Here is a 25,816-nt window from a genome sequence, read left to right as displayed (position 1 = left end):
TTTTACAAACCCGCGTCCCCGGCGCTGCAGGGGAGCGCGCAAAGTGCCCTCCGCCCGTGCCAAGCCAGACCCGGCTCAGAGTCCGGCGAGCTTGTGGTGAGAGGCGTGGGCGTTGCGTATCGCCTGCGGGCCCAGCGACCCAACCAGCATGCCGAAGAGCGATGCCAGCAGCCCGGCGAGCTGTCCGGGGAAGGCCTCGCCCGCGGGGGTGACCATAAATAGCAGCCAGGTCACCAACCCCAGGACGATGGCGAAGATGGCACCCTGTGTGGTAGCCCGCTTCCAGTACAGACCGAAAACCAGTGGGATAAAGGCCCCCACCAAGGTCACCTGATAGGCACCCGAGACCATCTCGTAGATCGAGGTGCCCTGCATGTAGATGGCGTAGGTCAGGACGAATGTGCTGAAAACGAGCACGGTGATCCGCATGGTGCGCAACTGCTGCTGGTCGCTGGTGTGCGGACGGAACTGGCGCCAGATGTTCTCGGTGAATGTGACGCTGGGGGCCAGCAGGGTGGCCGAGGCGGTGGACTTGATAGCCGAAAGCAGCGCACCAAAAAATAGCACCTGCATGGCAAACGGCATGTACTCAAGCACCAGGGTAGGCATGACCTTCTGCGGATCCTCCTTGAGCAGGTCTGCCGTCTTCTCGGGCATCACGATCAGGGCGCTCACCACAATGAACATCGGCACAAAAGCGAACAGGATGTAGAACACACCCCCGATCACTGCACCCTTGCGGGCAGCGCCCTCGCTATTGGCGGACATGACACGCTGGAACACATCCTGCTGCGGAATGGAGCCGAACATGATGGTCACGGCGGCCGCCAGGAAGAAGGCGATGTCTGTGAAGGTAGGCTCGGGCCAGAACTTGAACAGGTCGCGGCTGGTGGCCAAGTCGATCACCTTGTCGGCGCCGCCGGCCATGTTGCCAGCAAAAATCGCGATCGCGGTCAGCCCCACCACCAAGATAATCATCTGGATAAAGTCAGTCAGGGCCACCGACCACATGCCGCCAAAGAGGGTGTAGGCCAGGATAGAGACCACGCCGATCACCATCCCCAGTGGAACGCTGATCGCCCCGGCAGACAGCACGTTGAACACCAGGCCCAGGGCGGTCACCTGGGCAGACACCCAGCCCAGGTAGCTGACCATGATGATCACCGAGCACACGACCTCGACCGTGCGGCCGAAACGCTCGCGGTAATAGTCGCTGATGGTCAGCAGGGTCATCCGGTAGAGCTTGCCGGCGAAGAACAGGCCCACCAGGATCAGGCAGGTGCCGGCCCCGAACGGGTCCTCCACCACACCGCCGAGGCCGTTCTCGATGAACTTGGCAGGTATCCCCAGCACCGTCTCGGAGCCAAACCAGGTGGCGAAGGTGGTCGTCACCACCATGATCAGGGGGAGGTGGCGGCCGGCGATGGCGAAGTCAGTGGTGTTCTTGACTCGCTTGGCCGCGTACAGGCCAATTCCGATGGTGACCAAAAGGTAGATGATGACCAACGTGAGCAGCATCTGCAGGACTCCTTCTAGGGCGAGGCGGTAGGGTGGGGCAAGCCGAGCGCGATGATTATGGTTCAGGTCATCCTGACCACGCACTCAGTACTGGGAAAAGTGCCCCAGTACCAGCATGGCCATCGCACCCAAAGCAAAACCCAAGCCTGTGTAGACGACGGACTGCAGCAAGCGGTGCGTGCGTCGCTGCTCCTCGAGCAGTTGCTGCAGGTCTCGTCGACTGATCCCCGGGGGCTGGCGCAGATAGTCGGTCAGCAGGCGTGGCAGGTCGGGCAGCAGCTTGGCGTACCGGGGCGCCTGGTCCTTGAGTTCGCGCCAGAAGCGGCCTGGCCCCACCTGGTCCAGCATCCAGCGCTCGAGGAAGGGCCGGGCGGTACTCCAGAGATCGAGGTCCGGGTCGAGCTCGCGGCCCAGGCCCTCAATGTTCAGAAGGGTCTTTTGCAGCAGTACCAGTTGGGGCTGGATTTCAACATTGAAGCGGCGCGAGGTCTGGAACAGGCGCATCAGCACCATGCCGAGGGAAATTTCCTTGAGCGGGCGGTCGAAATACGGCTCGCAGACCGAGCGGATGGCGGACTCGAGCTCGTCGACCCGGGTCTGCGGGGGAACCCAGCCCGACTCAATGTGCAACTCGGCAACACGCTTGTAGTCCCGACGAAAGAACGCGGTGAAGTTCTGCGCCAGGTACTCTTTGTCGAACTCGGTGAGCGTGCCGATGATGCCGAAGTCCAGCGAGATGTAGCGGCCAAAGGTCGCCGGCGCGAGGCTCACCTGGATGTTGCCCGGGTGCATATCAGCGTGGAAGAAGCCGTCGCGAAATACCTGGGTGAAGAAGATGGTGACGCCGTCACGCGCCAGCGCCTTCATATCGACACCGGCCTCGCGCAGGCGATCCACCTGGGAGATGGGCACACCGAACATGCGCTCCATGACCATCACCTCGGGATGGCAGAAGTCCCAGAACATCTCCGGTACCAGCACCAGACCCAGACCGTCCATGTTGCGGCGTAATTGCGCGGCATTGGCCGCTTCCCGCACCAGGTCCAGCTCGTCGTGCAGGTACTTGTCGAACTCGGCCACCACCTCGCGGGGCTTCAGCCGCCGGCCGTCGGCCGAGAGGCGTTCAACCCAGGCCGCCATCGTCCGCATCAGTGCGAGGTCCTTGTCGATCACGGTGAGCATGCCGGGACGCAGCACCTTGACCGCAACCTCCCGCAGCTGTCCATCGCGGGTGCGCAAGGTGGCGAAGTGCACTTGGGCGATGGAAGCGCTGGCCACCGGCTCTCGCTCGAAACTGGTGAAGACCTCGTCCACTTTGCGGCCGAAGGCGCGCTCGATCGTAGCCACCGCGACCTCAGGCGGGAACGGCGGCACCCGGTCTTGCAACAAGGCCAGCTCGTCGGCGATGTCTGGCGGCAGCAAGTCGCGCCGGGTGGAGAGCACCTGCCCGAACTTGACGAAGATGGGGCCCAGGTGCTCGAGCGCCTCCCGCAGCCTTTGCCCGCGCGGGGCTTGGAGCCGTCGGCCCACAGCCAGCAGCCGGGTCAGCGCCCTCAGAACAGGGTGCCGGAGCTGATCCATCGCGAGCTGGTCCAGCCCGAAGCGAACCACAACCCCGAGAATGAAAAGAACCCGCAGGGCCCGCCTCATCGCGGACCACCCGCGTCCGGAGAGCGCGTCCTGGGACTGACATCACCCGGGGAGCCGCTGCGAAGCGGGAAGCGCTCCGCAAGGGAGACGGCAAAGGCACGCAAGGCGGCCGCGGCCTGACGGCCCCCCTCCACCAAGGCATGCGCGGGGGCGTCGCCCAGCAGCCGTGCCAGGTCCTCCTCAAGATCCCAGCGCACATGGTCCACCAGCCAGTTGACCTCTGCGGCCAGCTGCACATCGCCCGCAATGCGAACCGGGGGTTTGTCGCCGCGCAGGGCGGCCTGGGCCAGGACCCAAGGCGAATCCTCGGCGATGGTCAGAGTGAGGTGGGCGGCGGCCCCCTCGGGGGCCTGCTCCAGCAGGCCGGCAGCAGAGGCCTGTAGCCGCAGGCGCCACTCACGCCATGACAGTTCGACCACGCGGCCCCTCTGACGCGCAAGACGCGCCATGGCCTCGGGTTCCTGCCCCAGCACATGGTTGAGGAGCAGAACCAGACGGTGGCGAACCTCACCCGCCGCCGGCTGGAGCAGGGGGGTGAGCACGGGAATAACACGCTCGGCGAGCGCATCAATAAATTCGGAAGGGGACGGTGTGGCCATGGCCCCGATTATTCCCGCAGCCGCGGGCCCGACCGGCCGAAGCTGCCGCGCCCGCTTCAGCGAAGGGTCACTGGAGCGCCTGCACGCCCGCCACGAGCCAACCGCTGCGGCCGTCCTTGAGCTTGGTCATGTTCCAGACTTCGCGGAAGGGGCTGGGACCCGCCGAGGGCTCCTCGCGGATCAGACCGGAGAATTCGACGCTGGCCATGTAGCCATCGCCCAGGTCCTCAATGCCCAGGAGCTGAGCCTCGAGCATGACCACATCCGTCTGGTTGGGGCCGGTGCCGCGCAAGGCGTCGCGTTCGGCCAGCTGGTTGCGGATCTCGCCGACCATGTCGTCGGTCATCATGACCCGCAGGGCCGCGACATCGCCACGGTCCCAGGCTTGCTGGAGAAGGACGAAATTTTGTTTGGCTGCATTCACGAAACCGTCGGCGTCGAAACCGGCCGGGATGCTCCAGTTGCCGCCCGCGAGGCCAGCGCCAATCCGCAGTCCACCTTGGGATGCGGCCTGTGGCGCCGGTGCCGCCGGCTCGAAATGGGTGTTTGCGCTCTCCCAGGGCCGGGCCGAGGCGTCGTTACCGACCTTGGCCGGGTTGTATTGCGGGACGCTGGCGGCTGAATCAGGGTAGGCGCCGCCGGCGCCGGCGTAAGCCATGCGCTGCGTCGAACGCCGGCGCAGGAAGAACATTACAGCCATCGCCAGGGCCAGGCCCACCAGGGCGAAGAGCAGGAACTGTCCGAACGCCTCGCCCATTCCGAGGGAGTGCGCCAGCCAGGCCAGGCCCAGGCCGGCCGCGAGGCCGCCCAGCATGCCGGCCCAGGGGCGGGAAGGAGCGGCCTGCGGCGGCGCACCAGCCGGGCGCTGAGCGGCCGCGGTCTGCGGGGCGGCCGCGGGAGCACCAGGGGTGGCCCCCGGCGCGGCGTTGGCAGGGGCGGTGTTGGAAGGCGCGGCGGGGCGGACGGCCTCGCGCTGGGTGACGTTGCCAGATTGGCGACCGACGGAGTTGCCACCGCCCATACGGCGTGCAGCCTCGGCTTGCATAGAGGCCACCAGCAAGACGCCGGCGACAAGCGCAGTCCAGAACTTCATCTCACGTCTTCCTTCAAAAGGCGCCCGGCTGTGGGCGAAGAGGTGCAAAAGGCGACCGAAGGCGTGCTGCCCACGGCTCTCAATCCGCCCTCGGGCATTGATCTGCAAATGCCCGAACTGGATTTAGGACCGTATTCCAACATGAAGCGCGACCACTCCGCCAGTGAGGTTGTGGAAATCCACATGACTAAAACCGCTTTCCTTCATCAGGGTCTTCAAGCTTTCCTGGTCGGGATGCATGCGGATCGATTCCGCCAGGTAGCGGTAGCTCTCGGCGTCGCCCGCCACCATCTGGCCCAAGCGGGGCAGCACATTGAAGGAATACCAGTCGTAGGCCTTGGCAAGGGGCTTGGCGATGCGGGAGAACTCCAGCACCAACAACTTGCCACCTGGGCGCAGCACACGGTGCATCTCGCGCAGGGCCACATCCTTGTGGGTCATGTTGCGCAGGCCGAAGGCGACGCAGACGCGGTCAAAGCTGGCATCGGGAAAGGGCAGCTTCTCGGCGTCGCACACCAGGGTAGGCAGCACCAGACCAGCGTCAACTAGGCGGTCACGGCCGGTGCGCAGCATGGCCTCGTTGATGTCGGTGTGCACGACCCGCCCGGTGGGCCCGACCTTGCGCGCGAAGGCCTCGGCCATGTCACCGGTGCCGCCGGCGATGTCCAGCACCTGATGGCCCGGGCGCAGGTCGGCCACCATGACGGTATAGACCTTCCAGGCGCGGTGCAGGCCCATCGACATGAGGTCGTTCATCATGTCGTAGCGGGAGGCCACGGAGTCGAACACACCGCGCACGCGGCGGGCCTTGTCCTGCTCGTCGACCTGCTGGAAGCCGAAATGGGTGGAACTCATAGAGGCGATTGTAGGAGGCGTGGCCCCCGCGGGCGGGCGAAAACCCCGGCCCGGCCGGGGCATGACTGACCGCAGGGCACAAAGGCCGCCTGCGAAAAGGCCGCATTCGCAAAGGCGGCAAAGCGGCCACCCAGAGCGGCGCTCGCTCCTCAGTGACTACAGGAGCCGCCAGCCGCTACCGGCATCGGCTCGTCCCGCCCCCGGCCGGCCTCAGCCAGGCGGCGCTCGTAGTCGGCCCACAGCCGGTCTTGCTCGGCCCCTAGCCTGTAGAGGTAGGCCCAGGAAAAGAGCCCGCTCGAATGCCCGTCGGAGAAGTGCGGCTGCACCGCGTAGTTGCCCACCGGCTCGAGCGCCTCCAGCGTGACCTCGCGCTTGCCAGTCTGCAGCACCTCTTGCCCGGGGCCATGCCCCTGCACCTCGGCCGAGGGCGAGTACACGCGCATCAGTTCAAACGGAATGCGAAAGTGGGCGCCGTCGGAAAAGGCCACTTCCAGCACACGGGACTGGCCGTGGGCGGTGACGGAGGTGGGAACGGGCGTATCGGCTTGAAGACCAGCCATGAATGAAGTGCTCGCAGTCAGAATCAGAATCGGAAGAAAAGGGCCAGGTACAGCCGCTCGTCACCCCGCTGCGGCGCGCTGGGCCGCACTGCCAGCGGAATGCGGCTGCCTATGATGATACGGCCCCAATCCAGCACCAACGCGAGCCTGGGGTCGCTCCAACGCAGGCCCAGCCCTGCGCTGGCGAGCCGGTCAAGCGCCGGCTCACCGTCCTGCGCGGGTTTGCTCGCGATGCCGCCGGCGTCGACGAAGGCGACGGCTCGCCAGCCATCTCGGGGCGGGGCAGCGAGTTCCACCGAGCCCTGCCAGCCGCTGTCGCCGGACAAGGGCCGCTCGTCACGGGTGCCGCGCACCGAGTTCAGACCACCGAGGCCAAACTGCTCGCCGGCGATCAGGGCGGTGCTGGCCAATTGGCCCTGCACCCGCCAGAGCAGGCGCCAGGCGGACAGGTCCCGGCCATTGGCGATCGACAGCCGCAGGGCCTGCCATCGCACCCGGTGCACGCGCGGGTCTTCCGACTGATAGGCCGCCAGGTCATTGCCGGCACCAGACCCAGTATTCGCCAGCCACTCGGCGGCCCACTGCCATTGCCCGGCCTCGGGCCGCAGGGCTGCCATGGGGCCCGCCTCGGGGGTCGCCCCAGGCTGGCCCTCCAGCCGCCCCGCATAGCGCAAGCCCAAGGGGCGGGTGCGTCGGTCCACCTGGCCGGGAAGCAACTGGCCGTCAATCCGGGTCGTTTCGAACAGGCGGTCCTGCAGGCTCAGCGCCACACGGTGGCGGGCCTGTCCGCCGGTGGCCAGGTAGGTCGCCAGTTCAAGACCCGAGACCGAGCCCGCACCGGTGCTGCGGAAGTCGCCGAAGTCGCCAACGATGTCTGAGCGGGTGATGAAGCCGGAGAGCTGCGCGCCCAGCGGGTAAAGCGGCACCCGCAGGGAGAGCCCTGCCTGACGAACATCCTGGGGCCGCTCGAGTGAGGTGGTGTAGCTTGCCTGCAGGTCGATATCACGACCGGCCAGGTCGGCGTAGCGGCCACTGATCGTGAATCGGTCCTGCCCGGTAGCGGCGCTGCCATGGTTGGACAAGGTCGCGGTCACCGATGCGGGCCGCTGCTCGCGCACCAAAATCCTGGCGTCGACCCGGCCCGCCTCCACGCGCTCACCGGCGCCGGCGTCGCCCTCCCCCCGACCTGCGCCTGGCATGTCGGCGCGCCCTTCACGCAGCACCACCTGTACCTGCCGGACCGGACTGTCATTGGCCAGCGAGGCCTGGGCCGCGAGCTGGTGCAGGTCGGGCGTATTGCCGGTCACCAGCGCTGGCAGGCTGCGGCGGACCTGAGCCTCGCTGGAAAGGCTGTTGCCTTGCACCTCGATCCGGTCAAGTCGTTGCGGCTCGAGGGCCAGCACCACCCGTCCCTCCAGGGCCTGCGGCGGCAGCGTCACGCGGTACAAGCCCAGGCCCTTTGCCCGAAGCGCCGCCTCCAGCGCCGCCACCGCTTCACGCAGCCGCGCCAGGCTGGCGCCGGAGCCGACGAAAGGCGCGAGCACCTCGTCGGCGTGACCGGGCGGCAAGGGGTCAGGGCCACGCAGGTCGAAGGCGGTGATGTCAAAGCGGGGCCCGTCGGCCCCAGCCTCCGCCAGCGCCAAGCCTGGAGCCACCAGCGAAAGCGCCAGCGTGCCTGCGCCAGCGGCGCGGAGAGCCCATAAACACATCCAAGTTGCCTTCATCCCTGCACTCCTTGATCTGGTTCTAGCGCCGACACATCGCGCTCAGGCCACTGGTGCCAAGCAGGGAGCCCAGCCCGGTCTGCCACTGCTCACGCGCCCAGCTGATATCGGCCAGGCGCTCCACCCGACTGGCGTCGGCCAGGCCGGCCTCGCCGTTGCCCAGGTCACGCTCCCCCGCGGCGCCCGAGAGGCGCACGCTGCCCACCTCCACGTAGACCAGCAGGCCCTCGAGGGTCGCCGGCAGGGGCATGCGGGAAAACAGCGAGGCAGGCACCGTGACCGAATCGGGACGCGGCCCTTCCAGCACAAGGGGGGTGGTCAGGGGCTGGACCCCGGCCACCGCGAGCGCCGCGCAGCGGTCCTCCACCACTGGCTCAGACACCGCCTCGTCCGGCGGGCGCAGGTCGACCGCGCCGCGCCAGGTGCAGACCCTGAGCCAGTCCTCCTCGGCTGGCGCACGCCGGCCCTCGGCACAGGCACCCAGGCAAGCCAGGTCAAAGCCGGTGCCCCGGATGCCCAGGGTCGCGGTGGGGGTGGTGACGGTGACATGGCGCGGGTCGGCCCGGGCGATCAGGCCAGTGAGCGCGCGCAAGGTGCCGCGCACCACCGACAGCAGCATCCGGCCCTCCTGCGGCGCCTCCTCGTCGTAGCGGTAGTCGTCGATGCGCAACTCGGAGGCGGCGCCCAGGGTCAGGCGCGCGTCGTCGCGAAAGGCCATCACCAGGTGGCTGGCCGGTGCGGTGACGATGCGGTCTCCGGGGTAAAGGCTGGCACCGGGCAGCAGCCGTCTGCGCCGCTCGAGCGGGTCGATCGCCTCGGCACGGCCCTCGAGCGACACCACACGGGCGCTGGTGGGTGGTGCTGCGCTCCCCGCGGCACGGCGCGCCGCCGCACTCCCATCGGGGGCCGCAGCGGTGCCAGACCGGGGCGGCAGGCAGTCCGCCTCGCCTCGGCACAAGCGGGCGTACAGGTCGGTGCCGCGAATGCCGATGGCGGCCACCGGCGTCTGAATGCGCGCAGCGTCTGGTCCGCTGCGGGTGACGAGCCCGGCCACCGCCCGCAGGCCGCCGCGTAGCAAGTCGACCACTAGGCGGTTGTCGGGGGCAGGCTCCTCGCCCGGCGCCTGCGGCTGGTAGCGCCAGGTGCGCAGCACCAAGCGGGTGTCAGGGCGCAGGGTCAGGCGACTGCCGTCGTCGAGCCGCAGGACCGCGCTGCTCGAGGGCGCCGACTGGAGCTGATCGCCCTCGCGCAGGGTGTCACCCCGGGCCAGGCTGCGCGGCGGCTCGCCCGGGGCCTGGGCCACGACCACGCCGCGCAGGGATTCGACCTCGCCGGCCCGCGATTGACCTGGCGATTGACCTGGCGATTGACCTGACGATTGACTTGGCGATTGAGCTTGGAATTGAAATGGCAAACGCGGCTGCGTTTGGACCTGCGCCTGCGCCTGCCCCCCCACAAGAAGCCCTGCCAACACCGCCGCCAGCGCCCGAACCCACAACTGCCGCATGTACACCCCCTGACCCCGGAATGGGGCTCAGCTCATCAATGCGTGCTTTTATACATGCATGGGGTGCTTTTTAGCTATTAATATTTAATTCAATGGGCAATCAGACCAGCACGCGCTCGATGCCGCCCTGGTTGGCGGCCTGCACGTATTGGGGCATCCAGTCGGGACCCAGCAGGCGCTGCGCCATCTCGACCACGATGTAGTCGGCCTCGAGCAGGCCGTTTTGCAGGTCGTTGCCGTAGCGGGAGAGGCCCTGCAGGCAGCTGGGGCAGCTGGTGAGGATCTTCACCGGGCCCTCGGCCGCCACCGAGCCGGTCGCGCGCAGCACGGACTCCTCCTTGCGCAGTTGCTCCTCTTTGCGGAAGCGCACCTGGGTGGAGATGTCCGGACGGGACACCCCGAGGGTGCCCGACTCGCCGCAGCAGCGGTCGGACTTAAGCACCTGGTCACCGACCAGAGCCTTGACCGTCTTCATCGGGTCCTGGAGCTTCATGGGGGTGTGGCAGGGGTCGTGGTACAGGTAACCCTGGCCCCCCTCCAGCTTGTAGCCCTTCTCCATCAGGAACTCGTGGATGTCGATGATGCGGCAACCCGGGAAGATCTTGTCGAACTCGTAACCCTGGAGCTGGTCGTAGCAGGTGCCGCAGGAGACCACCACCGTCTTGATGTCCAGGTAGTTCAGCGTATTGGCGACGCGAGGGAACAGCACCCGGTTATCAGTGATGATTTTCTCGGCCTTGTCGAACTGGCCCGCACCGCGCTGAGGATAGCCGCAGCACAGGTAGCCCGGGGGCAGCACGGTCTGTACGCCAGCATCCCAGAGCATGGCCTGGGTGGCCAGGCCCACCTGAGAGAACAGGCGCTCCGAGCCGCAGCCCGGGAAGTAGAAAACCGCCTCCGACTCGCTGGTAGTGGCCTTCGGGTTGCGGATGATCGGGACGTAGTCCTTGTCCTCGATGTCCAGCAAGGCGCGGGCGGTGCGCTTGGGCAAACCACCGGGCAGCTTCTTGTTGATGAAATGGATCACCTGCTCCTTGATCGGGGCGGTGCCATGGGTCGACGGTGGCAGGGCGGTCTGCTTGCGCGCAAAACCACGCAGCAGGTCGCTGGCCAGGCGCTGGACCTTGAAGCCCACCCCCACCATCGCGCTGCGCGCGAGCTTGATGGTCTCGGGGTTGGTGGCGTTGAGCATGAACATCGCCGCGGCCTGGCCGGGGCGGAAGGTCTTCTGCCCCATCTTGCGCAAGAGGTTGCGCATGTTCATGGACACATCGCCGAAGTCGATCTTCACCGGGCAGGGCGATTCGCACTTGTGGCAGACCGTGCAATGGTCAGCCACGTCCTCGAACTCTTCCCAATGCTTGATCGAGACGCCGCGCCGGGTTTGCTCCTCGTAGAGGAAGGCTTCGACCAGCAGCGAAGTGGCCAAGATCTTGTTGCGCGGGCTGTACAGGAGGTTGGCGCGCGGCACGTGGGTGGCGCACACCGGCTTGCACTTGCCGCAACGCAGACAGTCCTTGACGCTGTCGGCGATGGCGCCGATGTCGGACTGCTGCATGATCAGCGACTCATGACCCATCAGCCCGAAGCTGGGCGTATAGGCATGGGCCAAATCGGCACGCAGTTCGATGCCGTTGTCGTTGCGGATGCCCGTTTCCCGCAGCAGCTTGCCGCGGTTGAAGTGGCCCTCGGGGTCGACACGGCGCTTGTAGTCGGCAAAGGGCGCCAGCTCCTCGTCGGTGAGGAACTCCAGCTTGGTGATGCCGATGCCGTGCTCGCCGGAGATCACGCCGCCGAGCGAGCGCGCCAGCTTCATGATGCGTGCCACCGCCTGGTGGGCGGCCTGCAGCATGGCGTAGTCGTCGCTGTTAACGGGAATGTTGGTGTGCACATTGCCATCGCCAGCGTGCATGTGCAGCGCAACCCAGACACGGCCTTTGAGCACGCGCTTGTGGATGGCGTTCACCTCGGCCAGCAGCGGGCCGAAGGCCTGGCCAGAGAAGATCTGCTGCAAGGGGACGCGGATTTGCGTCTTCCAGCTGGCGCGCAGGGAGTGGTCTTGCAGTTGCGGGAACAGTTCGTCCACCCGGGTGAGCCAGTCTTGCCAAAGCGCACCCACCTCGCGCAGCAGGGCCAGGGCCTGGGTGACTCGGTCTTCCAGCAATTCGGCGGACGGAATCTCGCTGGCATCGTCGTGCTTGCCCAGGGGCAGTTGGCCGCGGGCGAAGAAGGCCTCGAGTTCGCTCACCAGCTTGAGCTTGTTGCGCAGGCTCAGCTCGATGTTGATCCGCTCGATGCCGTCGGTGTAGTCGGCCATGCGGTCCAGCGGAATCACCACGTCTTCGTTGATCTTGAAGGCGTTGGTGTGGCGGCTGATGGCGGCAGTGCGCTTGCGGTCCAGCCAGAACTTCTTGCGTGCTTCCGGGCTGATGGCGGTGAAGCCCTCGCCGCTGCGCGAATTGGCCAAGCGCACCACCTCGGAGGCGGCGCGGGCCACCGCGTCGGCGTCGTCGCCGGCGATGTCACCGATCAGGACCATCTTAGGCAGCACGCCGCGCTTGGACTTGGTCGTGTAGCCCACCGCACGCAGGTAGCGGTCGTCCAGGTGCTCAAGGCCGGCCAGCACAGTGCCGGTGCGGCGCTGCTCGGCGAACATGAAGTCTTTGATCTCGACGATGCTGGGCACCGCGTCCTTGGCATGGCCGAAGAACTCCAGGCACACCGTGCGAATGTGCGAGGGCATGCGGTGCACCACCCAGCGGGCGCTGGTGATGAGGCCGTCGCAGCCTTCTTTCTGGATGCCCGGCAAGCCCGAGAGGAACTTGTCGGTCACGTCCTTGCCCAGGCCCTCCTTGCGGAAGCTCCGGCCGGGGATGACCAGGCGCTCGGTACGCGCCGGCTTGGCCCAGTCGATCTTTTTGGCGTCGGCCGGGAAGTAGCGCAGCTCGAAGGTGGCAACCTCGGCGTCGTGGATCTTGCCCAGGTTGTGGTCCATGCGCACCACCTCCAGCCACTCGGCGTCGGGGGTGACCATGCGCCAGGACAGCAGGTTGTCCAGGGCGGTACCCCAAAGCACCGCCTTTTTGCCGCCGGCGTTCATCGCGATGTTGCCGCCGATGCACGAGGCCTCGGCCGAGGTCGGGTCGACGGCAAAGACAAAGCCGGCCCGTTCGGCCGCATCCGCCACGCGTTGGGTGACCACGCCGGCTTCGGTCCACACGGTGGGCAGGGGCTGCGCGTGGCCGGGCGCGGCCACGAGCTCGACTTCGGTCATCGCCTCGAGCTTCTCGGTGTTGATGACCGCGCTTTTCCAAGTGAGCGGAATCGCGCCGCCGGTGTAGCCGGTACCGCCTCCGCGCGGGATGATGGTCAGGCCCAGTTCGATGCAACCACGCACCAGAGCGGCCATTTCGGCCTCGGTATCGGGAATGAGCACGACAAAGGGGTACTCGACACGCCAGTCGGTGGCGTCGGTCACGTGCGAGACGCGCGAAAGGCCGTCGAACTTGATGTTGTCGCGGGCGGTGAGCCGCCCGAGCTGGCGCTGGGTGCGACGGCGAAGCTCGGCCATCGCCTTGAAGCTGGCGTCGAAGGCCTGAACCGCGCGGCTGGCCGCCTCGAGCAGTTCACCCACCAACAGATCACGGACCGCAGCATGCTCCGGCGTGCGGCGCTTTTGAACCTCAGACAGGCGGTGGTGAAGGGCCTCGACCAGCTGGCGACGTCGGCCGGGGTTGTCCAGCAGGTCGTCCTGCAGATAGGGGTTGCGCTGCACCACCCAGATGTCGCCCAGCACCTCGTAAAGCATGCGGGCCGAGCGTCCGGTGGCACGCTCCTGGCGCAATTGCCCCAGCACCTCCCAGGCACGCTCGCCGAGCAGCCGGATCACGATCTCTCGGTCGGAGAACGAGGTGTAGTTGTAGGGAATTTCACGCAGGCGCGGGGACGCCTCGTCGGCCGCGGCCAGCAGGTGATGGAGGGTGGTGGGTGCGTTCATCGCGATCGGGCTTCAGCCGAAAGGATGGGAAGCGGGCGCGGCTGAGGGGTAATGGTACCAAAGGGCCACATCCCTGGCCGGGCGGGGGCTGGCGTCACCTTCCGCGTACAGGGGATTCCCCCCTGGGCCGAGGCCGGGAAACTGAACTGTCACAAACCCGAGTCAATATGCCGAACAGTGGCCAACCTAGGTTCGGCCCGGGGTCAGCGCAGCTAACCACACCGATCAACGAAGGAGTTATCAGATGCAAAAATTACTCACAAAGGCCGCGGCCGCTGCCCTCGCCGCCAGCTTTGCCTTGCCCGCCGCAGCTCAGACCGAGGTCCTTTGGTGGCACTCGATGACCGGGGCCCTCAATGACTGGGTCAACGACATCGCCAAGGATTACAACGGAAGACAAAAAGACTACAAAATCGTACCCGTCTTCAAGGGCAGCTACGACGAGTCCATGACGGCCGCGATCGCCGCCTTCCGTGCCGGCAATGCCCCCCACATCCTCCAGGTGTTCGAAGTGGGAACCGCCACCATGATGGCCTCCAAGGGCGTGGTCGTGCCGGTCGAAAAAGTCATGCGCGATGGCGGCTACAAATTCGACCCGAAGGCGTATGTGCCCGCTGTGGCCGGCTACTACACGGCGCCCAACGGGCAAATGATGTCCTTCCCGTTCAACAGCTCGACCACCGTGCTGTGGGTCAACCTTGACGCGCTCAAGGCCGCCGGCGTCTCGACCGACAAGCTGCCCCAGACTTGGCCCGAGGTGGCCCTGGCCGCGGCCAAGCTGAAGGCCTCGGGGCACAAGTGCCCTTTCACCACCGCCTGGCAGGGCTGGACCCAGCTGGAGAGCTTCTCCACCTGGCACAACACCGAACTGGCCACCAAGGGTAACGGCATGCGGGGTATGGATGCCCGTTTGGTCGTCAACTCGCCCCTGCATGTGCGTCACATCGAAAACATGGGCAACATGGCCAAGCAGGGCCTCTTCGTCTACAAGGGTCGCGGTAGCGCAGCAGGCGCCAACTTCGAATCCGGCGAGTGCGCCATCAGCGTCAACTCCTCTGCCGCCTATGCGGGCGTGAAGAAGAACGCCAAGTTCCAATTTGCCGTGGGCACCTTGCCGTACTATCCCGACGTCGCCGGCGCGCCTCAGAACACGGTCATTGGCGGCGCCAGCCTCTGGGTCATGTCGGGCAAGAAGACGGCCGAATACAAGGGCGTCGCCAGCTTCTTTGACTACCTCTCCGACCCCAAGGTGCAGGCCGTCAACCACCAGCGGACCGGCTACTTGCCGGTGACCACCGAAGCCTTCAAGATGACCGAGGCCTCCGGCTTCTACGCGCAGAACCCGGGCACCGACATCTCGGTCAACCAGATGATCCGCAAGACCACCGACAAGTCGCGCGGCATCCGCCTGGGCAACTACGTGCAGATCCGCACGATCGAGGACGAAGAACTCGAGCAGGTCTGGGCTGGCAAGAAGTCGGCCAAGGAAGCGCTGGACAGCATCGTCAAGCGCGGCAACGAGCTGCTCGAAAAATTCGAAAAGGCCAACAAGTCCTGATCCCCTGACCCGTTGCCCTCAAAGATGCCCGGGCTGGCCCCCGCCAGTTCGGGCCTATTGAATTTGTCGAACGAAACTCCCTCCAACGAAAAGCGGGTGCGCTTCCGCGGTAGCTGGCTCCCTTGGCTACTGTTGGCCCCGCAGTTACTGATCATCTCGATCTTTTTCTTCTGGCCTGCGGGCCAGGCGCTGCTGCAGTCACTCCAACTGTCGGATGCCTTCGGAACCTCTACCGAATGGGTCGGCCTGGATAACTTCCGCGCGCTGATAGCCGACGACACCTACCTTGCCTCATTCCGAACCACGGCAGTGTTCTCGCTCCTCGTGGCGACCCTGGGTATCGGCCTGTCTCTGGTGCTGGCGTTCTTCGCCGACCGCGTGGTGCGCGGAGCGCTGATCTACCGCAGCCTCCTGATACTCCCCTATGCGGTGGCCCCGGTGGTCGCCGGGGTGCTCTGGCTGTTCCTGTTCTCGCCTTCGGTCGGCGTGGTCGCTTATGCACTGGGTCGCCTGGGTTTCGAATGGAACGCCCTCCTGGACAGCGACCATGCGATGGCGCTGATCGTCATCGCCGCCGTTTGGAAGCAGATCTCCTACAACTTCCTCTTTTTTCTGGCTGGCTTCCAGAGCATCCCGAGGTCGCTCATCGAAGCGGCCGCCATCGACGGCGCGGGCGTCTGGCGCCGGCTCGCCGGCATCCAACTGCCCCTGCTCGCGCCGACCACCTTCTTCCTGCTGGTGGTCAACACGGTCTACGCCTTCTTCGACACATTCGGCATCGTCGACGCCACCACCCGCGGTGGGCCCGGCAGAGACACCGCCATCCTGGTCTACAAGGTTTACTTTGACGGCTTCAAGGCGATGGACCTCGGCAGTTCGGCAGCCCAGTCCGTGGTGCTGATGGCGATCGTGATCGCGCTGACTGCGATCCAGTTCCGTTACGTAGACCGCCGAGTCCACTACTGAAAGCGCCCCTCCATGGTGGAACGACAACGCGGGCTGGACCTGCTCTCCCACGCAGTACTGCTGCTGGGAGTGGCCGTGATCTGCTTCCCCTTGTACCTGGCGCTGGCCGCCTCCACGCACTCGGCGCAGGACGTGGCCCAGATGCCCAGCCCCTTGGGCCTGGGCGACCAAGCCTGGACCAATTTCCGATCGGTCCTGCTGGCGGAAGGCACCGGGCTCAACTCCCAGCAGCCTGTCTGGCGCATGCTGTGGGTCAGCACCGTCACCGCCCTGCTGGTTCCCGTCGGGAAGATCCTGATCTCGCTACTCAGCGCCTTCGCAATCGTCTACTTCCGGCTGCGATTCCGCAAAACGGTCTTTTGGGCGATCTTCGTGACCCTGATGCTGCCGGTCGAAGTACGTATCGTGCCCACCTACCAGGTCATGGCTGACCTCGGGCTGGTCAACACCTATGCGGGCCTGACCGTGCCCCTCATGGCCTCGGCGACGGCCACCTTCCTTTTTCGGCAATTCTTCCTCACCATCCCTGACGAACTGGTCGAGGCCGCACGCATGGACGGCGCCTCTCCCCTGCGCTTCTTTTGGGACGTACTGTTGCCACTGTCACGCACCTGCATCGCGGCCCTCTTTGTCATCCAATTCATCTATGGCTGGAATCAGTACCTTTGGCCACTCCTGATGAGTACTCGTGAGGACATGTACCCCATCGTCGTTGGCATCCGTAGCCTGGTCGCGGGGGCCGATGCGCAGGTTCAGTGGAACCTGGTCATGGTCACCGCCCTGCTCGCGCTGCTACCGCCGGCATTGGTCGTGCTCCTGATGCAGAAGTGGTTCGTCAAGGGCCTGGTTGACACTGAAAAATAAGCACAAATCCCATGTCAGGCATCTCCTTTCGCAACATCATCAAGAAGTACCCCAGCGGCAAGCAGTCCCTGCAGGTCATTCATGGCGTCAATGCCGACATCCACGCTGGCGAGTTCGTCGTCATCGTTGGACCCTCAGGCTGCGGCAAGTCCACCCTGCTGCGGATGGTCGCTGGTCTCGAGGAGATCACGGGCGGAGAGATCGCCATCGGCGGTCGCGTGGTCAATGATGTAGAGCCGGCTGACCGAGACATCGCGATGGTGTTCCAGAACTACGCGCTCTACCCACACATGAGCGTGTTCGAGAACATGGCCTATGGCCTCAAGATCCGCAAGCTGCCAGCCGCTGAAATTCGCCAGCGGGTGGACAAGGCAGCCGCCATCCTCGAACTGTCGGAGTTGCTCGCGCGAAAGCCGCGCCAGCTCTCGGGCGGCCAGCGCCAGCGGGTAGCCATGGGACGGGCCATCGTGCGCCAACCCCAGGTTTTTCTATTCGACGAGCCACTCTCGAACCTGGACGCCAAGCTGCGCGCCCAGACGCGGCTGGAGATCCAGAAACTTCACCGTGAGTTGGGTGTTACCTCACTATTCGTGACCCACGACCAGGTCGAGGCCATGACTCTGGCCCAACGCATGATGGTGATGAACGCCGGGGTGATGGAGCAGTTCGGTACGCCCGAGGAGGTGTACGCGCGGCCGGCCACCACCTTCGTCGCCAGCTTCATAGGCTCTCCGCCGATGAACCTACTCCGGAGTGCACCTGGCGGCCGCCCCGGCGCGTTGCTCGGAGTGCGACCCGAGCATCTGGATCTCGCCCACACTGGCTGGCAGGTGCAGGTTGAATCCACGGAACTCCTGGGCGCCGAACGTCTGGTCTATGGCCGGCTGGCGGGTGAAAGCCTCATCGTCCGCCTGGACGAGAGTCGGGACACACCAAAACTTGGCAGCACAGTCACCGTGTCACCGCGCGCCGATCGGCTGCACTGGTTCGACGCTGAAAGCGGCAAGCGCTTGCCCGATTGACACCGCGGCGCCCCGCCCATTCCAAGATTCCAAGCATGCGCATAGCCCAACAAAGCCACAAATAACGCCCATGACCTCCGCCACACCGCCCGCCTGGCCCTACCCCCGCTGGACCGCCCACCGCGGCGCAGGCAAGCTGGCCCCCGAAAACACCCTGGCGGCCTTCCGTCTGGGTGCCTCGCACGGCTATCGCATGTTCGAGTGCGACGCCAAGCTCTCGGCCGATGGCGTGGTCTTCCTCCTGCATGACGCGACACTCGAGCGCACCAGTAATGGCCAGGGTGTCGCGGGTGAGCAGACCTGGAGCGCCCTGTCTAGCCTGGATGCCGGGTCATGGCACTCGCGCCAATACGCCGGCGAGCCGCTGCCCACGCTGGAGGCCCTGGCACGCTGGTGCCTGGCCAATGGACACCACCTCAATATCGAAATCAAGCCCACGCCGGGTTCAGACCGCGCCACCGGTGAGGCGGTCGCCGCCGAAGCGGCACGCCTGTGGGCCGACGCGGCCGTACCGCCGTTCCTCACCTCCTTCAAGACCGACGCCCTTGAGGGCGCAAGGTCCCAGGCGCCCCATCTGTCTCGAGGATTGCTTCTCAGCACACTCTGGGAAGGCTGGTTCGAGCAGGCCCAGGCCCTGGGCTGCGTGGCAGTGGTCTGCCAGTACGGGTTGTGGGACGCGGCTAATGTCGCCCGCGTGCAGGCGGGGGGGATGCGCTGCCTGTCTTATACGGTCAACGACGAGTCGGTGGCGGCTCAGCTGCTGGCCCTGGGCACCGACGGCATCATCACCGACCGGGTGGACCTCTTCAGGCCAGACTGAGCAGAGCCGCCTCGGGAGAGTGGCTCAGCGCAGATCGCCGGCCAGCGAGGCCAGCGTTTCGGCCGCAACCGTGAGGTGCGCCGGGTAGTTGACGTGGTCGCAACCGAGCTTGACACTGGCGCCCGCCTTCACCGAGGCCTTGGCCGCGGCCGGCAGCTCGAAGCGCAGGAAGTGCACAGCCGAGGTCTTTTCCTCGTTCTCGCGGTCCAGGTCCTCGTCGGCGATGGCGTAGACGCGGGCATGGCCTTCAACCTCGACAAACATCCGGTCTTCGATGCCGATCAGGCGGGCCAGTTCGCGGCGACGCTCGTTGATGTCGGGGTACTCGATCATCAGGGTTGCCTTCCAGTTGCTGCCCTCGGGCAACAGCGCGGCGTAGGCCTCGATCTCGTGGGCGATGCCCTCTTCCTCGAAGATCTTCTCGATGCGCAGCATTTCCTGAATTTGGTAGCGGATGGTGGTCTCGCTCTCAAATTGCACGCTCACATGCTCGCCCAGTTGCACAGAGCGCAACTTGCGGTGCGCGATCACGTCCGCCTTGTGCGCCTTGCGCCACTTGGTATAGGCCTCGAGCGTCATCAGGCTGTCGGCGGTGACTTGTCCTGTCAGCTGCATAGTTCTGTCCTCGCTTCTCTTGTCTGTTTCACTTCAAGCCGTAGGCGCGCCGCACCAGGGTCAGCGGATGCTGCATCTCGGGGGCACCCAGGCCGTTGACCTCAAAGCCCTGGGCAATATGGTGACCGCCCAGTGGGCAGTCGGAGGTGATCACGTCGGGCGCACCGCCGGCGGAATGCTCCGCCATCTTTTTGAACAGCGGCTTGCCGATCTTCATCGCCTGCTGGTGCGTTGCCTTCTTCACGCCAAAGGTGCCGGCATGGCCCGAGCATCGCTCGTGCGTATGTACCTGGGTGTCCGGGATCATTTTGAGCATTTCCTCGGTCTTCTTGCCGATGTTCTGCACCCGGCCGTGGCACGGCACCTGGTAGGCCACCTTGCCCAGGGGCTCGGTGAATTCGGTCTTGAGCAGGCCGTCGCGCTTGCGAGCCATGAGGTACTCGAAGGGGTCCCACATCGCCGCCTTGACCCGCTGAACCGCTTCGTCCTCCGGGTACATCAGCGGCAGCTCCTGCTTGAACATCAGCGTGCAGCTCGGAACGGCCGAAAGGATGGCGTAGCCCTCGCGGGCGTAGCGGTCCAGCGCGGGGATGTTGACCTGCTTGTTGGCATCGACCGATTCGAGGTCGCCCAGCTCCAGCTTGGGCATGCCGCAGCACTTTTCCTTGTCGACCAGCACATACGGAACCTCGTTGTGCGCGAGGACCTTGAGCAGGTCGTGGCCGATACCCGGCTCGTTGTAGTTCACGTAGCAGGTCGCGTAGATCGCCACCTTGCCCGGGGTCTTCGCACCGGCCTTGACTGGGAAGTCGGCCGAGGAGGCCGCCTCGGAGCGGAACTTGTGCGTGGCCAAGCTCGGCAACCAGGCGTCCTTGTCCACCCCCAGGGCGGACTCCATCAGGGCGCGGGCCGGCTTGGTGGCATTGATCGCGTTGACTGCCTGCACCACGATCGGGATGCCGGCGAAGCTGCCATGGGTGTCGGTAGAGGCCAGGAATTTCTCTCCAGCGCCCACCTCACCTTTTTTGAACTTGATCGCCTTGGCCCGCAGCATGGTGTGCGGAAAGTCCAGGTTCCATTCGTGCGGCGGCACGTAGGGGCACTTGGTCAGGTAGCACAGGTCGCACAGGTAGCACTGGTCGACCACCTTCCAGAAGTCCTGCTTGTCCACTCCGTCGAGTTCGCCAGTGGGCCCCTCGTCGACCAGGTCAAACAAGGTCGGAAAGGAGCCGCACAGGCTCACGCAGCGCCGGCAACCGTGGCAAATATCAAAGATGCGCTCCATCTCATGGAAGGTCGCCTCCTCGTCATAGAAGTCGGGGTTCTTCCAATCGATCGGATGCCGAGTCGGGGCTTCCAGGCTGCCTTCGCGGGCCATGGCGTCTATCCTTGTGGTTCGAGAGCTCTGGGGAGGGATGCGGGAATCGGTGCTTGGCACTGGGCACGGCGCAAGCCATGCCCAGCACAAAACATCGCGATGCGGGTCAGTCGACCAGCTCGTTCAACGCCTTCTGGTAGCGGTTGGCGTGCGAGCGCTCGGCCTTGGCCAGGGTCTCGAACCAATCGGCGACCTCGTCAAAGCCCTCGTCGCGGGCCGTCTTGGCCATACCCGGGTACATGTCGGTGTACTCGTGGGTTTCGCCAGCAACGGCCGCGGTCAGGTTCTCGCGGGTGCCGCCAATGGGCAGGCCCGTGGCGGGGTCGCCGCACTGCTCGAGCCACTCAAGGTGGCCGTGAGCATGGCCAGTCTCGCCTTCCGCGGTGGAGCGGAACAGGGCGGCCACATCGTTTTGACCCTCGACGTCTGCCTTGTTTGCGAAATACAGATAACGGCGGTTTGCCTGGGACTCGCCGGCAAACGCTGCCTTCAAGTTCTCTTCGGTCTTGGAGCCTTTGAGAGCTGCCATGGAACACCTCCTGGTGGTTGGAAAGAATACAAAAACAACCCGCCAGCCCGACGGGCGTGGGCGAAGTCAGCGCAAATGTAGGTGTCTGCACGGGCTCCGTCCAATTGGACGCGTCAATTCAATGAATTGACTGCGACTATTTAGGGGATAACCCTGATATGTGTCTGTAATCGTGTGCTGATCAACCAACCAGGCGTGACCGGAGAGGGGCACCCAGCGGCCCAAGGGGCGCCGAATAGAATCAGGCCGAGTTCCCGAACCCCAGGACGGCACGCGGATGCCCTCTTTTCTTTTTCCGCCAGACCATGAGCGACACCCCCCAGCAGAGCGGCCTCCAAAGCCTGTCCAAATCCTTCGAGCCCGCCGCCCTGGAGGCCCACTGGGGGCCCCTGTGGGAGCAGCGTGGCTACGGGCGCGCCGGCCACCGCGGCACTGGCACGGCTCAGTCGGGCCAGGAAGCTTTCGCCATCCAACTCCCCCCGCCCAACGTAACCGGCACGCTGCACATGGGCCATGCCTTCAACCAGACCATCATGGACAGCCTCACCCGCTACCACCGGATGCGGGGCCACAACACGGTCTGGGTACCCGGCACCGACCATGCCGGCATCGCCACCCAGATCGTCGTCGAGCGCCAACTGCAGCAACAAAAGGTGAGCCGCCATGACCTGGGCCGCAAGAACTTCGTGGCCAAGGTGTGGGAATGGAAGGAGCAGTCGGGCAACACCATCACCACCCAAATGCGCCGCATGGGCGACAGCGTGGACTGGTCGCACGAGTACTTCACCATGGACGACAAGCTCTCGCGCGTCGTCACCGACACCTTCGTCAAACTCTACGAGCAGGGCCTGATTTACCGCGGCAAGCGGCTGGTCAACTGGGACCCGGAGCTCAAGACTGCCGTCTCTGACCTCGAGGTCGAGAGTGAAGAGGAAGACGGCTTTCTCTGGCACATCAACTACCCACTGCAAGACGGCTCGGGCACCCTCACCGTGGCGACCACCCGGCCTGAGACACTGCTGGGCGACGTGGCGGTGATGGTGCACCCGGAAGACGAGCGCTATGCCTCCCTGATCGGCAAGCAGGTGCACCTGCCCCTGTGCGACCGCCTGATTCCGGTCATTGCCGACGACTACGTGGACCGCGCCTTCGGCACCGGCGTGGTCAAGGTCACGCCGGCGCATGACGCCAACGACTACGCAGTCGGCCAGCGCCACGGCCTGCCCATGATCGGCGTGCTCACCCTGGACGCGAAGATCAACGAGAACGGACCTGCGCAGTACCAGGGCCTGGACCGCTTCGTCGCCCGCAAGCAGATCGTGGCGGACCTCGAGGCTCAGGGCCTGCTGGTCGAAACCAAGAAGCACCGCCTGATGGTGCCGCGCTGCGCCCGCACCGGGCAAGTGGTCGAGCCCATGCTCACTGACCAATGGTTCGTGGCCATGAGCAAGGTCAGTGCGCAGGACCCGACGGGCAAATCCATCGCGCAAAAGGCGATCGACGCAGTGCAGTCGGGCGAAGTGCGCTTTGTGCCCGAGAACTGGGTCAACACCTACAACCAGTGGATGAACAACATCCAGGACTGGTGCATCTCCCGCCAGCTCTGGTGGGGCCACCAGATCCCGGCCTGGTACGACGATGATGGCAAGGTCTACGTCGCCAAGAATGAAGCCGAGGCCCTGGCCCAGGCCCCTGGCAAGACGCTGCGGCGCGACGAGGACGTGCTCGACACCTGGTACTCCTCGGCCCTGGTGCCCTTTTCCACCTTGGGCTGGCCCGAGCAAACAGAGGACATGGAGCTGTACCTGCCCTCCACCGTGCTGGTGACCGGCTACGACATCATCTTCTTCTGGGTCGCCCGGATGATCATGATGACCACCCACTTCACCGGCAGGGTGCCGTTCAAGCATGTGTACATCCACGGCCTGGTGCGCGATGCGCAGGGCAAGAAGATGTCCAAGTCCGAGGGCAATGTGCTGGACCCGGTGGACCTGATCGATGGCATCGCCCTGCCGCCGCTGCTTGACAAGCGCACCACCGGCCTGCGCAAGCCCGAAACCGCGCCGCAGGTGCGCAAGCAGACCGAGAAGGAGTTCCCAGAGGGCATTCCGGCCTATGGCGCCGACGCGCTGCGCTTTACCTTTGCGTCGCTGGCCTCCCTGGGGCGCAGCATCAACTTCGACAGCAAGCGCTGCGAGGGCTACCGCAACTTCTGCAACAAGCTCTGGAACGCCACCCGCTTTGTGCTGATGAACTGCGAGGGGCAAGACTGCAGCGACGACAACGCCGAGCGCTCGGCCGCCGACCGCTGGATCGTCTCGCTGCTGCAGCAAGCCGAGGCCGAGGTGGCGCAGGGCTTTGCCGACTACCGCCTGGACAACGTCGCCAACACCATCTACCAGTTCGTCTGGGACCAGTACTGCGACTGGTACCTGGAAATTGCCAAGGTGCAGATCCAGACCGGCACCCCGGCCCAGCAGCGCGGCACACGCCGCACCCTGATCCGGGTGCTGGAAGCGATCTTGCGCCTGGCGCATCCGGTCATTCCCTTCATCACCGAAGAACTCTGGCAGAAGGTCGCGCCGGTAGCAGGCCTTGCGGGTGAGTCGGTGAGCATCGCGCCCTACCCGCTGTCGCAGCCCGAGCGCATCGACGCTGCCGCCATCGCCTGGATGGAGCGCCTCAAGGCGGTGGTCGACGCCTGCCGCAACCTGCGTGGCGAGATGAACGTCTCGCCCTCGACCCGGCTGCCGCTTTACGCCGTCGGCGACGCCGCCTTCCTGCGCGAGGCCGCGCCGGTGTTGCAGGCGCTGGCCAAGCTCAGCGAGGTCAAGGTCTTCGACGCCGAAGCCGACTGGTCGGCCGCCGCTGCGTCCGCCCCGGTGGCGATGGTGGGCGAGGCCCGCCTGTGCCTTTTCATGGAAATCGACGTCGCAGCCGAGAAGGCGCGCCTGTCCAAGGAAGCCGACCGGCTGCAGGCCGAAGTCGCCAAGGCCGAGGGCAAGCTGTCCAACCAGGCCTTTGTCGCCAAGGCGCCCCCGGCGGTGATCGAGCAAGAGCGCCAGCGCATCGCCCAGTTCAGCGCCACCCTGGCGCGTTTGCGCGAGCAACTGGCCCGCCTGGGCAGCTGAAGCGCCACGCGCCTGTCATCGGCCCTCGTTAAGATGCGGCCGTGACCTCTGCTGGAATGGACCCGTCCGACAGCCTGCGGTGCCGGGAGACGACACACCGTCCCCGCCGCCGCGCTCAAGGTCGAGGCTCCCTACGAACCCGCCTGAGCGGCACCGCCGGTCAGCCCACCCGAAAAGGCCCACGATGACCACGACTCGCCCCGCCATCCAAAAAGCCGTCTTCCCGGTCGCCGGGCTGGGCACGCGTTTCCTTCCCGCCACCAAGGCCCAGCCCAAGGAAATGCTGCCCATCGTCGACAAGCCGCTGATCCAGTACGCGGTGGAAGAGGCCTACGCCGCCGGCATCCGGCACATGATCTTCGTCACCGGCCGCAGCAAGCGCGCCATCGAAGACCATTTCGACACCGCCTACGAGCTCGAAAACGAACTCGAGGCCGCGCACAAGGACGCGTTGCTGGCGCTGGTGCGCTCGATCAAGCCCGACGACATGGACTGCTCCTATGTGCGTCAAGCCCGCATGCTGGGTCTGGGCCATGCGGTGCTGTGCGCCCAACCCCTGGTCGGACAAGATCCCTTTGCGGTGCTGCTGGCCGATGACCTGATGGTGGGCGCGGACGGCGGGCCCGGTGTGCTGGCGCAGATGGTCCGGGTCTTTCAGGAAGTAGGCACCAGCGTGCTGGCCGTGCGTGAGGTACCCACCGAACATGTCCGCCGCTACGGCATCGTCGCCGGCGATTCAGCCGGCCCGGGATTGATACGTGTTCGCCAAATGGTGGAAAAGCCAGCCCCCGAGATGGCCCCCTCCCGCATGGGTGTGGCCGGCCGCTACATCCTCAGCGCCAGCGTCTTCGACAAGATCCGCCAACTGCCGCGCGGTAGTGGTGGCGAGATCCAGCTCACCGACGGAATTGCCCAACTGATCGAAGGCGAGGGCGTGCACGCCTACCAGTACGCGGGCAAGTGCTACGACTGCGGCAGCAAGCAGGGGTTTCTGGAAGCGACGGTAGAGCTCGCGCTCAAACACCCCGAGGTGGGTGCGGAGTTCAGCCAGTACCTGCGGCGTACGGTCTGCTGAAGGCCTCGCGCCCATCGCAAGGCTCGACGAGGCGAGTCAAGGCGAGTCGACACCCGTTGAGGCGATCCGAAGCGGAGCCGGGCGGTTTGGGCCGTGTGGCACTGCCCGCTCAGCGGTGCCGCAGCAGGTGGATGAACTCGCTGCCGAGCGTCTGCTGTTCGACCAGTTCATGCCCGGTCTGGCGGGTAAAGGCCTGAAAGTCCCGCAAGGAGCCCGGATCGGTGGCCACCACCTTGAGCAGTTGGCCCGACTCAAGCTCGGCCAATGCCTTCTTGGCCTTCAGGATGGGCAGGGGGCAGTTCAACCCGCGGGTATCGATTTCCTTGGCGATGTCCATGGCTCCATTGTCTCCCGT

General features: G+C 65.5%; 20 protein-coding genes. 7 read left to right on the top strand and 13 right to left on the bottom strand.

Annotated features, from left to right (window positions below):
- Positions 1-75: 75 nt before the first annotated feature.
- The 9 genes from QE494_RS11540 to QE494_RS11500 all read right to left on the bottom strand — a co-directional run bounded on the left by QE494_RS11540 (position 76) and on the right by QE494_RS11500 (position 13,503).
- A complete protein-coding gene (locus QE494_RS11540; RefSeq protein WP_300043488.1) occupies positions 76-1,518 on the bottom strand; it encodes a sodium:solute symporter family protein in 1,443 nt (480 codons plus the stop codon).
- An 84-nt stretch (positions 1,519-1,602) separates the two neighbouring features.
- Positions 1,603-3,168 (bottom strand): ubiquinone biosynthesis regulatory protein kinase UbiB, encoded by a 1,566-nt coding sequence (gene ubiB, locus QE494_RS11535; RefSeq protein WP_300043485.1) that lies wholly within the window; start codon positions 3,166-3,168, stop codon positions 1,603-1,605.
- A complete protein-coding gene (locus QE494_RS11530; RefSeq protein ID WP_300043484.1) occupies positions 3,165-3,767 on the bottom strand; it encodes a hypothetical protein in 603 nt (200 codons plus the stop codon). Before QE494_RS11530 ends, ubiB begins: the two co-directional genes overlap by 4 nt.
- A 67-nt stretch (positions 3,768-3,834) precedes the next feature.
- Positions 3,835-4,860 (bottom strand): Tim44 domain-containing protein, encoded by a 1,026-nt coding sequence (locus QE494_RS11525; protein WP_300043483.1) that lies wholly within the window; start codon positions 4,858-4,860, stop codon positions 3,835-3,837.
- A 123-nt stretch (positions 4,861-4,983) separates the two neighbouring features.
- Complete coding sequence (gene ubiE, locus QE494_RS11520) at positions 4,984-5,715, bottom strand: bifunctional demethylmenaquinone methyltransferase/2-methoxy-6-polyprenyl-1,4-benzoquinol methylase UbiE (RefSeq protein WP_300043481.1); 732 nt, start codon at positions 5,713-5,715, stop codon at positions 4,984-4,986.
- 149 nt (positions 5,716-5,864) lie between these two features.
- Positions 5,865-6,275, bottom strand: coding sequence for a DUF971 domain-containing protein (locus QE494_RS11515; RefSeq protein WP_300043479.1), 411 nt, complete (start codon positions 6,273-6,275; stop codon positions 5,865-5,867).
- Positions 6,276-6,298: 23 nt separating this feature from the next.
- Entirely contained in the window at positions 6,299-7,999 is a 1,701-nt protein-coding gene (locus QE494_RS11510) for a ShlB/FhaC/HecB family hemolysin secretion/activation protein (protein WP_300043478.1), read from the bottom strand.
- 22 nt (positions 8,000-8,021) lie between these two features.
- Positions 8,022-9,302 (bottom strand): FecR domain-containing protein, encoded by a 1,281-nt coding sequence (locus tag QE494_RS11505; protein ID WP_300043476.1) that lies wholly within the window; start codon positions 9,300-9,302, stop codon positions 8,022-8,024.
- Positions 9,303-9,606: 304 nt separating this feature from the next.
- Positions 9,607-13,503, bottom strand: coding sequence for an FAD/FMN-binding oxidoreductase (locus QE494_RS11500; protein ID WP_300043474.1), 3,897 nt, complete (start codon positions 13,501-13,503; stop codon positions 9,607-9,609).
- Positions 13,504-13,747: 244 nt separating this feature from the next.
- Here QE494_RS11500 and ugpB point away from each other — a divergent pair, with 244 nt between their 5' ends.
- The 5 genes from ugpB to ugpQ all read left to right on the top strand — a co-directional run bounded on the left by ugpB (position 13,748) and on the right by ugpQ (position 18,733).
- On the top strand, positions 13,748-15,061 hold the full coding sequence (ugpB, locus tag QE494_RS11495) for a sn-glycerol-3-phosphate ABC transporter substrate-binding protein UgpB (protein ID WP_300043472.1): 1,314 nt from the start codon (positions 13,748-13,750) through the stop codon (positions 15,059-15,061).
- Between the two features lie 63 nt (positions 15,062-15,124).
- Complete coding sequence (ugpA, locus tag QE494_RS11490; protein ID WP_300043470.1) at positions 15,125-16,027, top strand: sn-glycerol-3-phosphate ABC transporter permease UgpA; 903 nt, start codon at positions 15,125-15,127, stop codon at positions 16,025-16,027.
- Between the two features lie 12 nt (positions 16,028-16,039).
- Entirely contained in the window at positions 16,040-16,891 is an 852-nt protein-coding gene (gene ugpE, locus QE494_RS11485) for a sn-glycerol-3-phosphate ABC transporter permease UgpE (protein WP_300043469.1), read from the top strand.
- A gap of 11 nt (positions 16,892-16,902) precedes the next feature.
- Positions 16,903-17,913, top strand: a complete 1,011-nt coding sequence (locus QE494_RS11480) for a sn-glycerol-3-phosphate import ATP-binding protein UgpC (RefSeq protein WP_300043468.1) — start codon at positions 16,903-16,905, stop codon at positions 17,911-17,913.
- 70 nt (positions 17,914-17,983) lie between these two features.
- Positions 17,984-18,733 (top strand): glycerophosphodiester phosphodiesterase, encoded by a 750-nt coding sequence (ugpQ, locus tag QE494_RS11475; RefSeq protein WP_300043467.1) that lies wholly within the window; start codon positions 17,984-17,986, stop codon positions 18,731-18,733.
- A 24-nt stretch (positions 18,734-18,757) separates the two neighbouring features.
- On the opposite strand, the gene QE494_RS11470 is transcribed toward ugpQ, so the two are convergent.
- From QE494_RS11470 to QE494_RS11460, 3 genes are all read right to left on the bottom strand, one after another.
- Positions 18,758-19,348 (bottom strand): DUF3501 family protein, encoded by a 591-nt coding sequence (locus QE494_RS11470; protein ID WP_300043465.1) that lies wholly within the window; start codon positions 19,346-19,348, stop codon positions 18,758-18,760.
- Positions 19,349-19,376: 28 nt separating this feature from the next.
- Positions 19,377-20,726, bottom strand: a complete 1,350-nt coding sequence (locus QE494_RS11465) for a (Fe-S)-binding protein (protein ID WP_300043464.1) — start codon at positions 20,724-20,726, stop codon at positions 19,377-19,379.
- Positions 20,727-20,832: 106 nt separating this feature from the next.
- Positions 20,833-21,255 carry a rubrerythrin family protein gene (locus QE494_RS11460; RefSeq protein ID WP_300043461.1) on the bottom strand — a complete coding sequence of 141 codons (423 nt, stop codon included), beginning with the start codon at positions 21,253-21,255 and terminating at the stop codon, positions 20,833-20,835.
- A 305-nt stretch (positions 21,256-21,560) separates the two neighbouring features.
- On the opposite strand from QE494_RS11460, the gene QE494_RS11455 reads away from it, so the two are divergent.
- Together QE494_RS11455 and galU are read left to right on the top strand one after the other, a co-directional pair.
- Positions 21,561-24,386, top strand: a complete 2,826-nt coding sequence (locus tag QE494_RS11455; protein WP_300043458.1) for a valine--tRNA ligase — start codon at positions 21,561-21,563, stop codon at positions 24,384-24,386.
- Positions 24,387-24,570: 184 nt separating this feature from the next.
- The gene (gene galU / locus QE494_RS11450; protein ID WP_300043457.1) at positions 24,571-25,461 is read left to right on the top strand and encodes a UTP--glucose-1-phosphate uridylyltransferase GalU; all 891 of its coding nucleotides are present in this window, start codon (positions 24,571-24,573) and stop codon (positions 25,459-25,461) included.
- A gap of 109 nt (positions 25,462-25,570) precedes the next feature.
- On the opposite strand, the gene QE494_RS11445 is transcribed toward galU, so the two are convergent.
- Entirely contained in the window at positions 25,571-25,798 is a 228-nt protein-coding gene (locus tag QE494_RS11445) for a sulfurtransferase TusA family protein (protein WP_300043541.1), read from the bottom strand.
- Positions 25,799-25,816 lie beyond the last annotated feature (18 nt).

It is taken from the genome of Ramlibacter sp., assembly GCF_029866045.1.
Taxonomy (GTDB): Bacteria; Pseudomonadota; Gammaproteobacteria; order Burkholderiales; family Burkholderiaceae_C; genus Ramlibacter.
The sequence above is the reverse complement of the archived record's forward strand: the minus strand, read 5'-3'. Positions and strand labels throughout refer to the sequence as shown.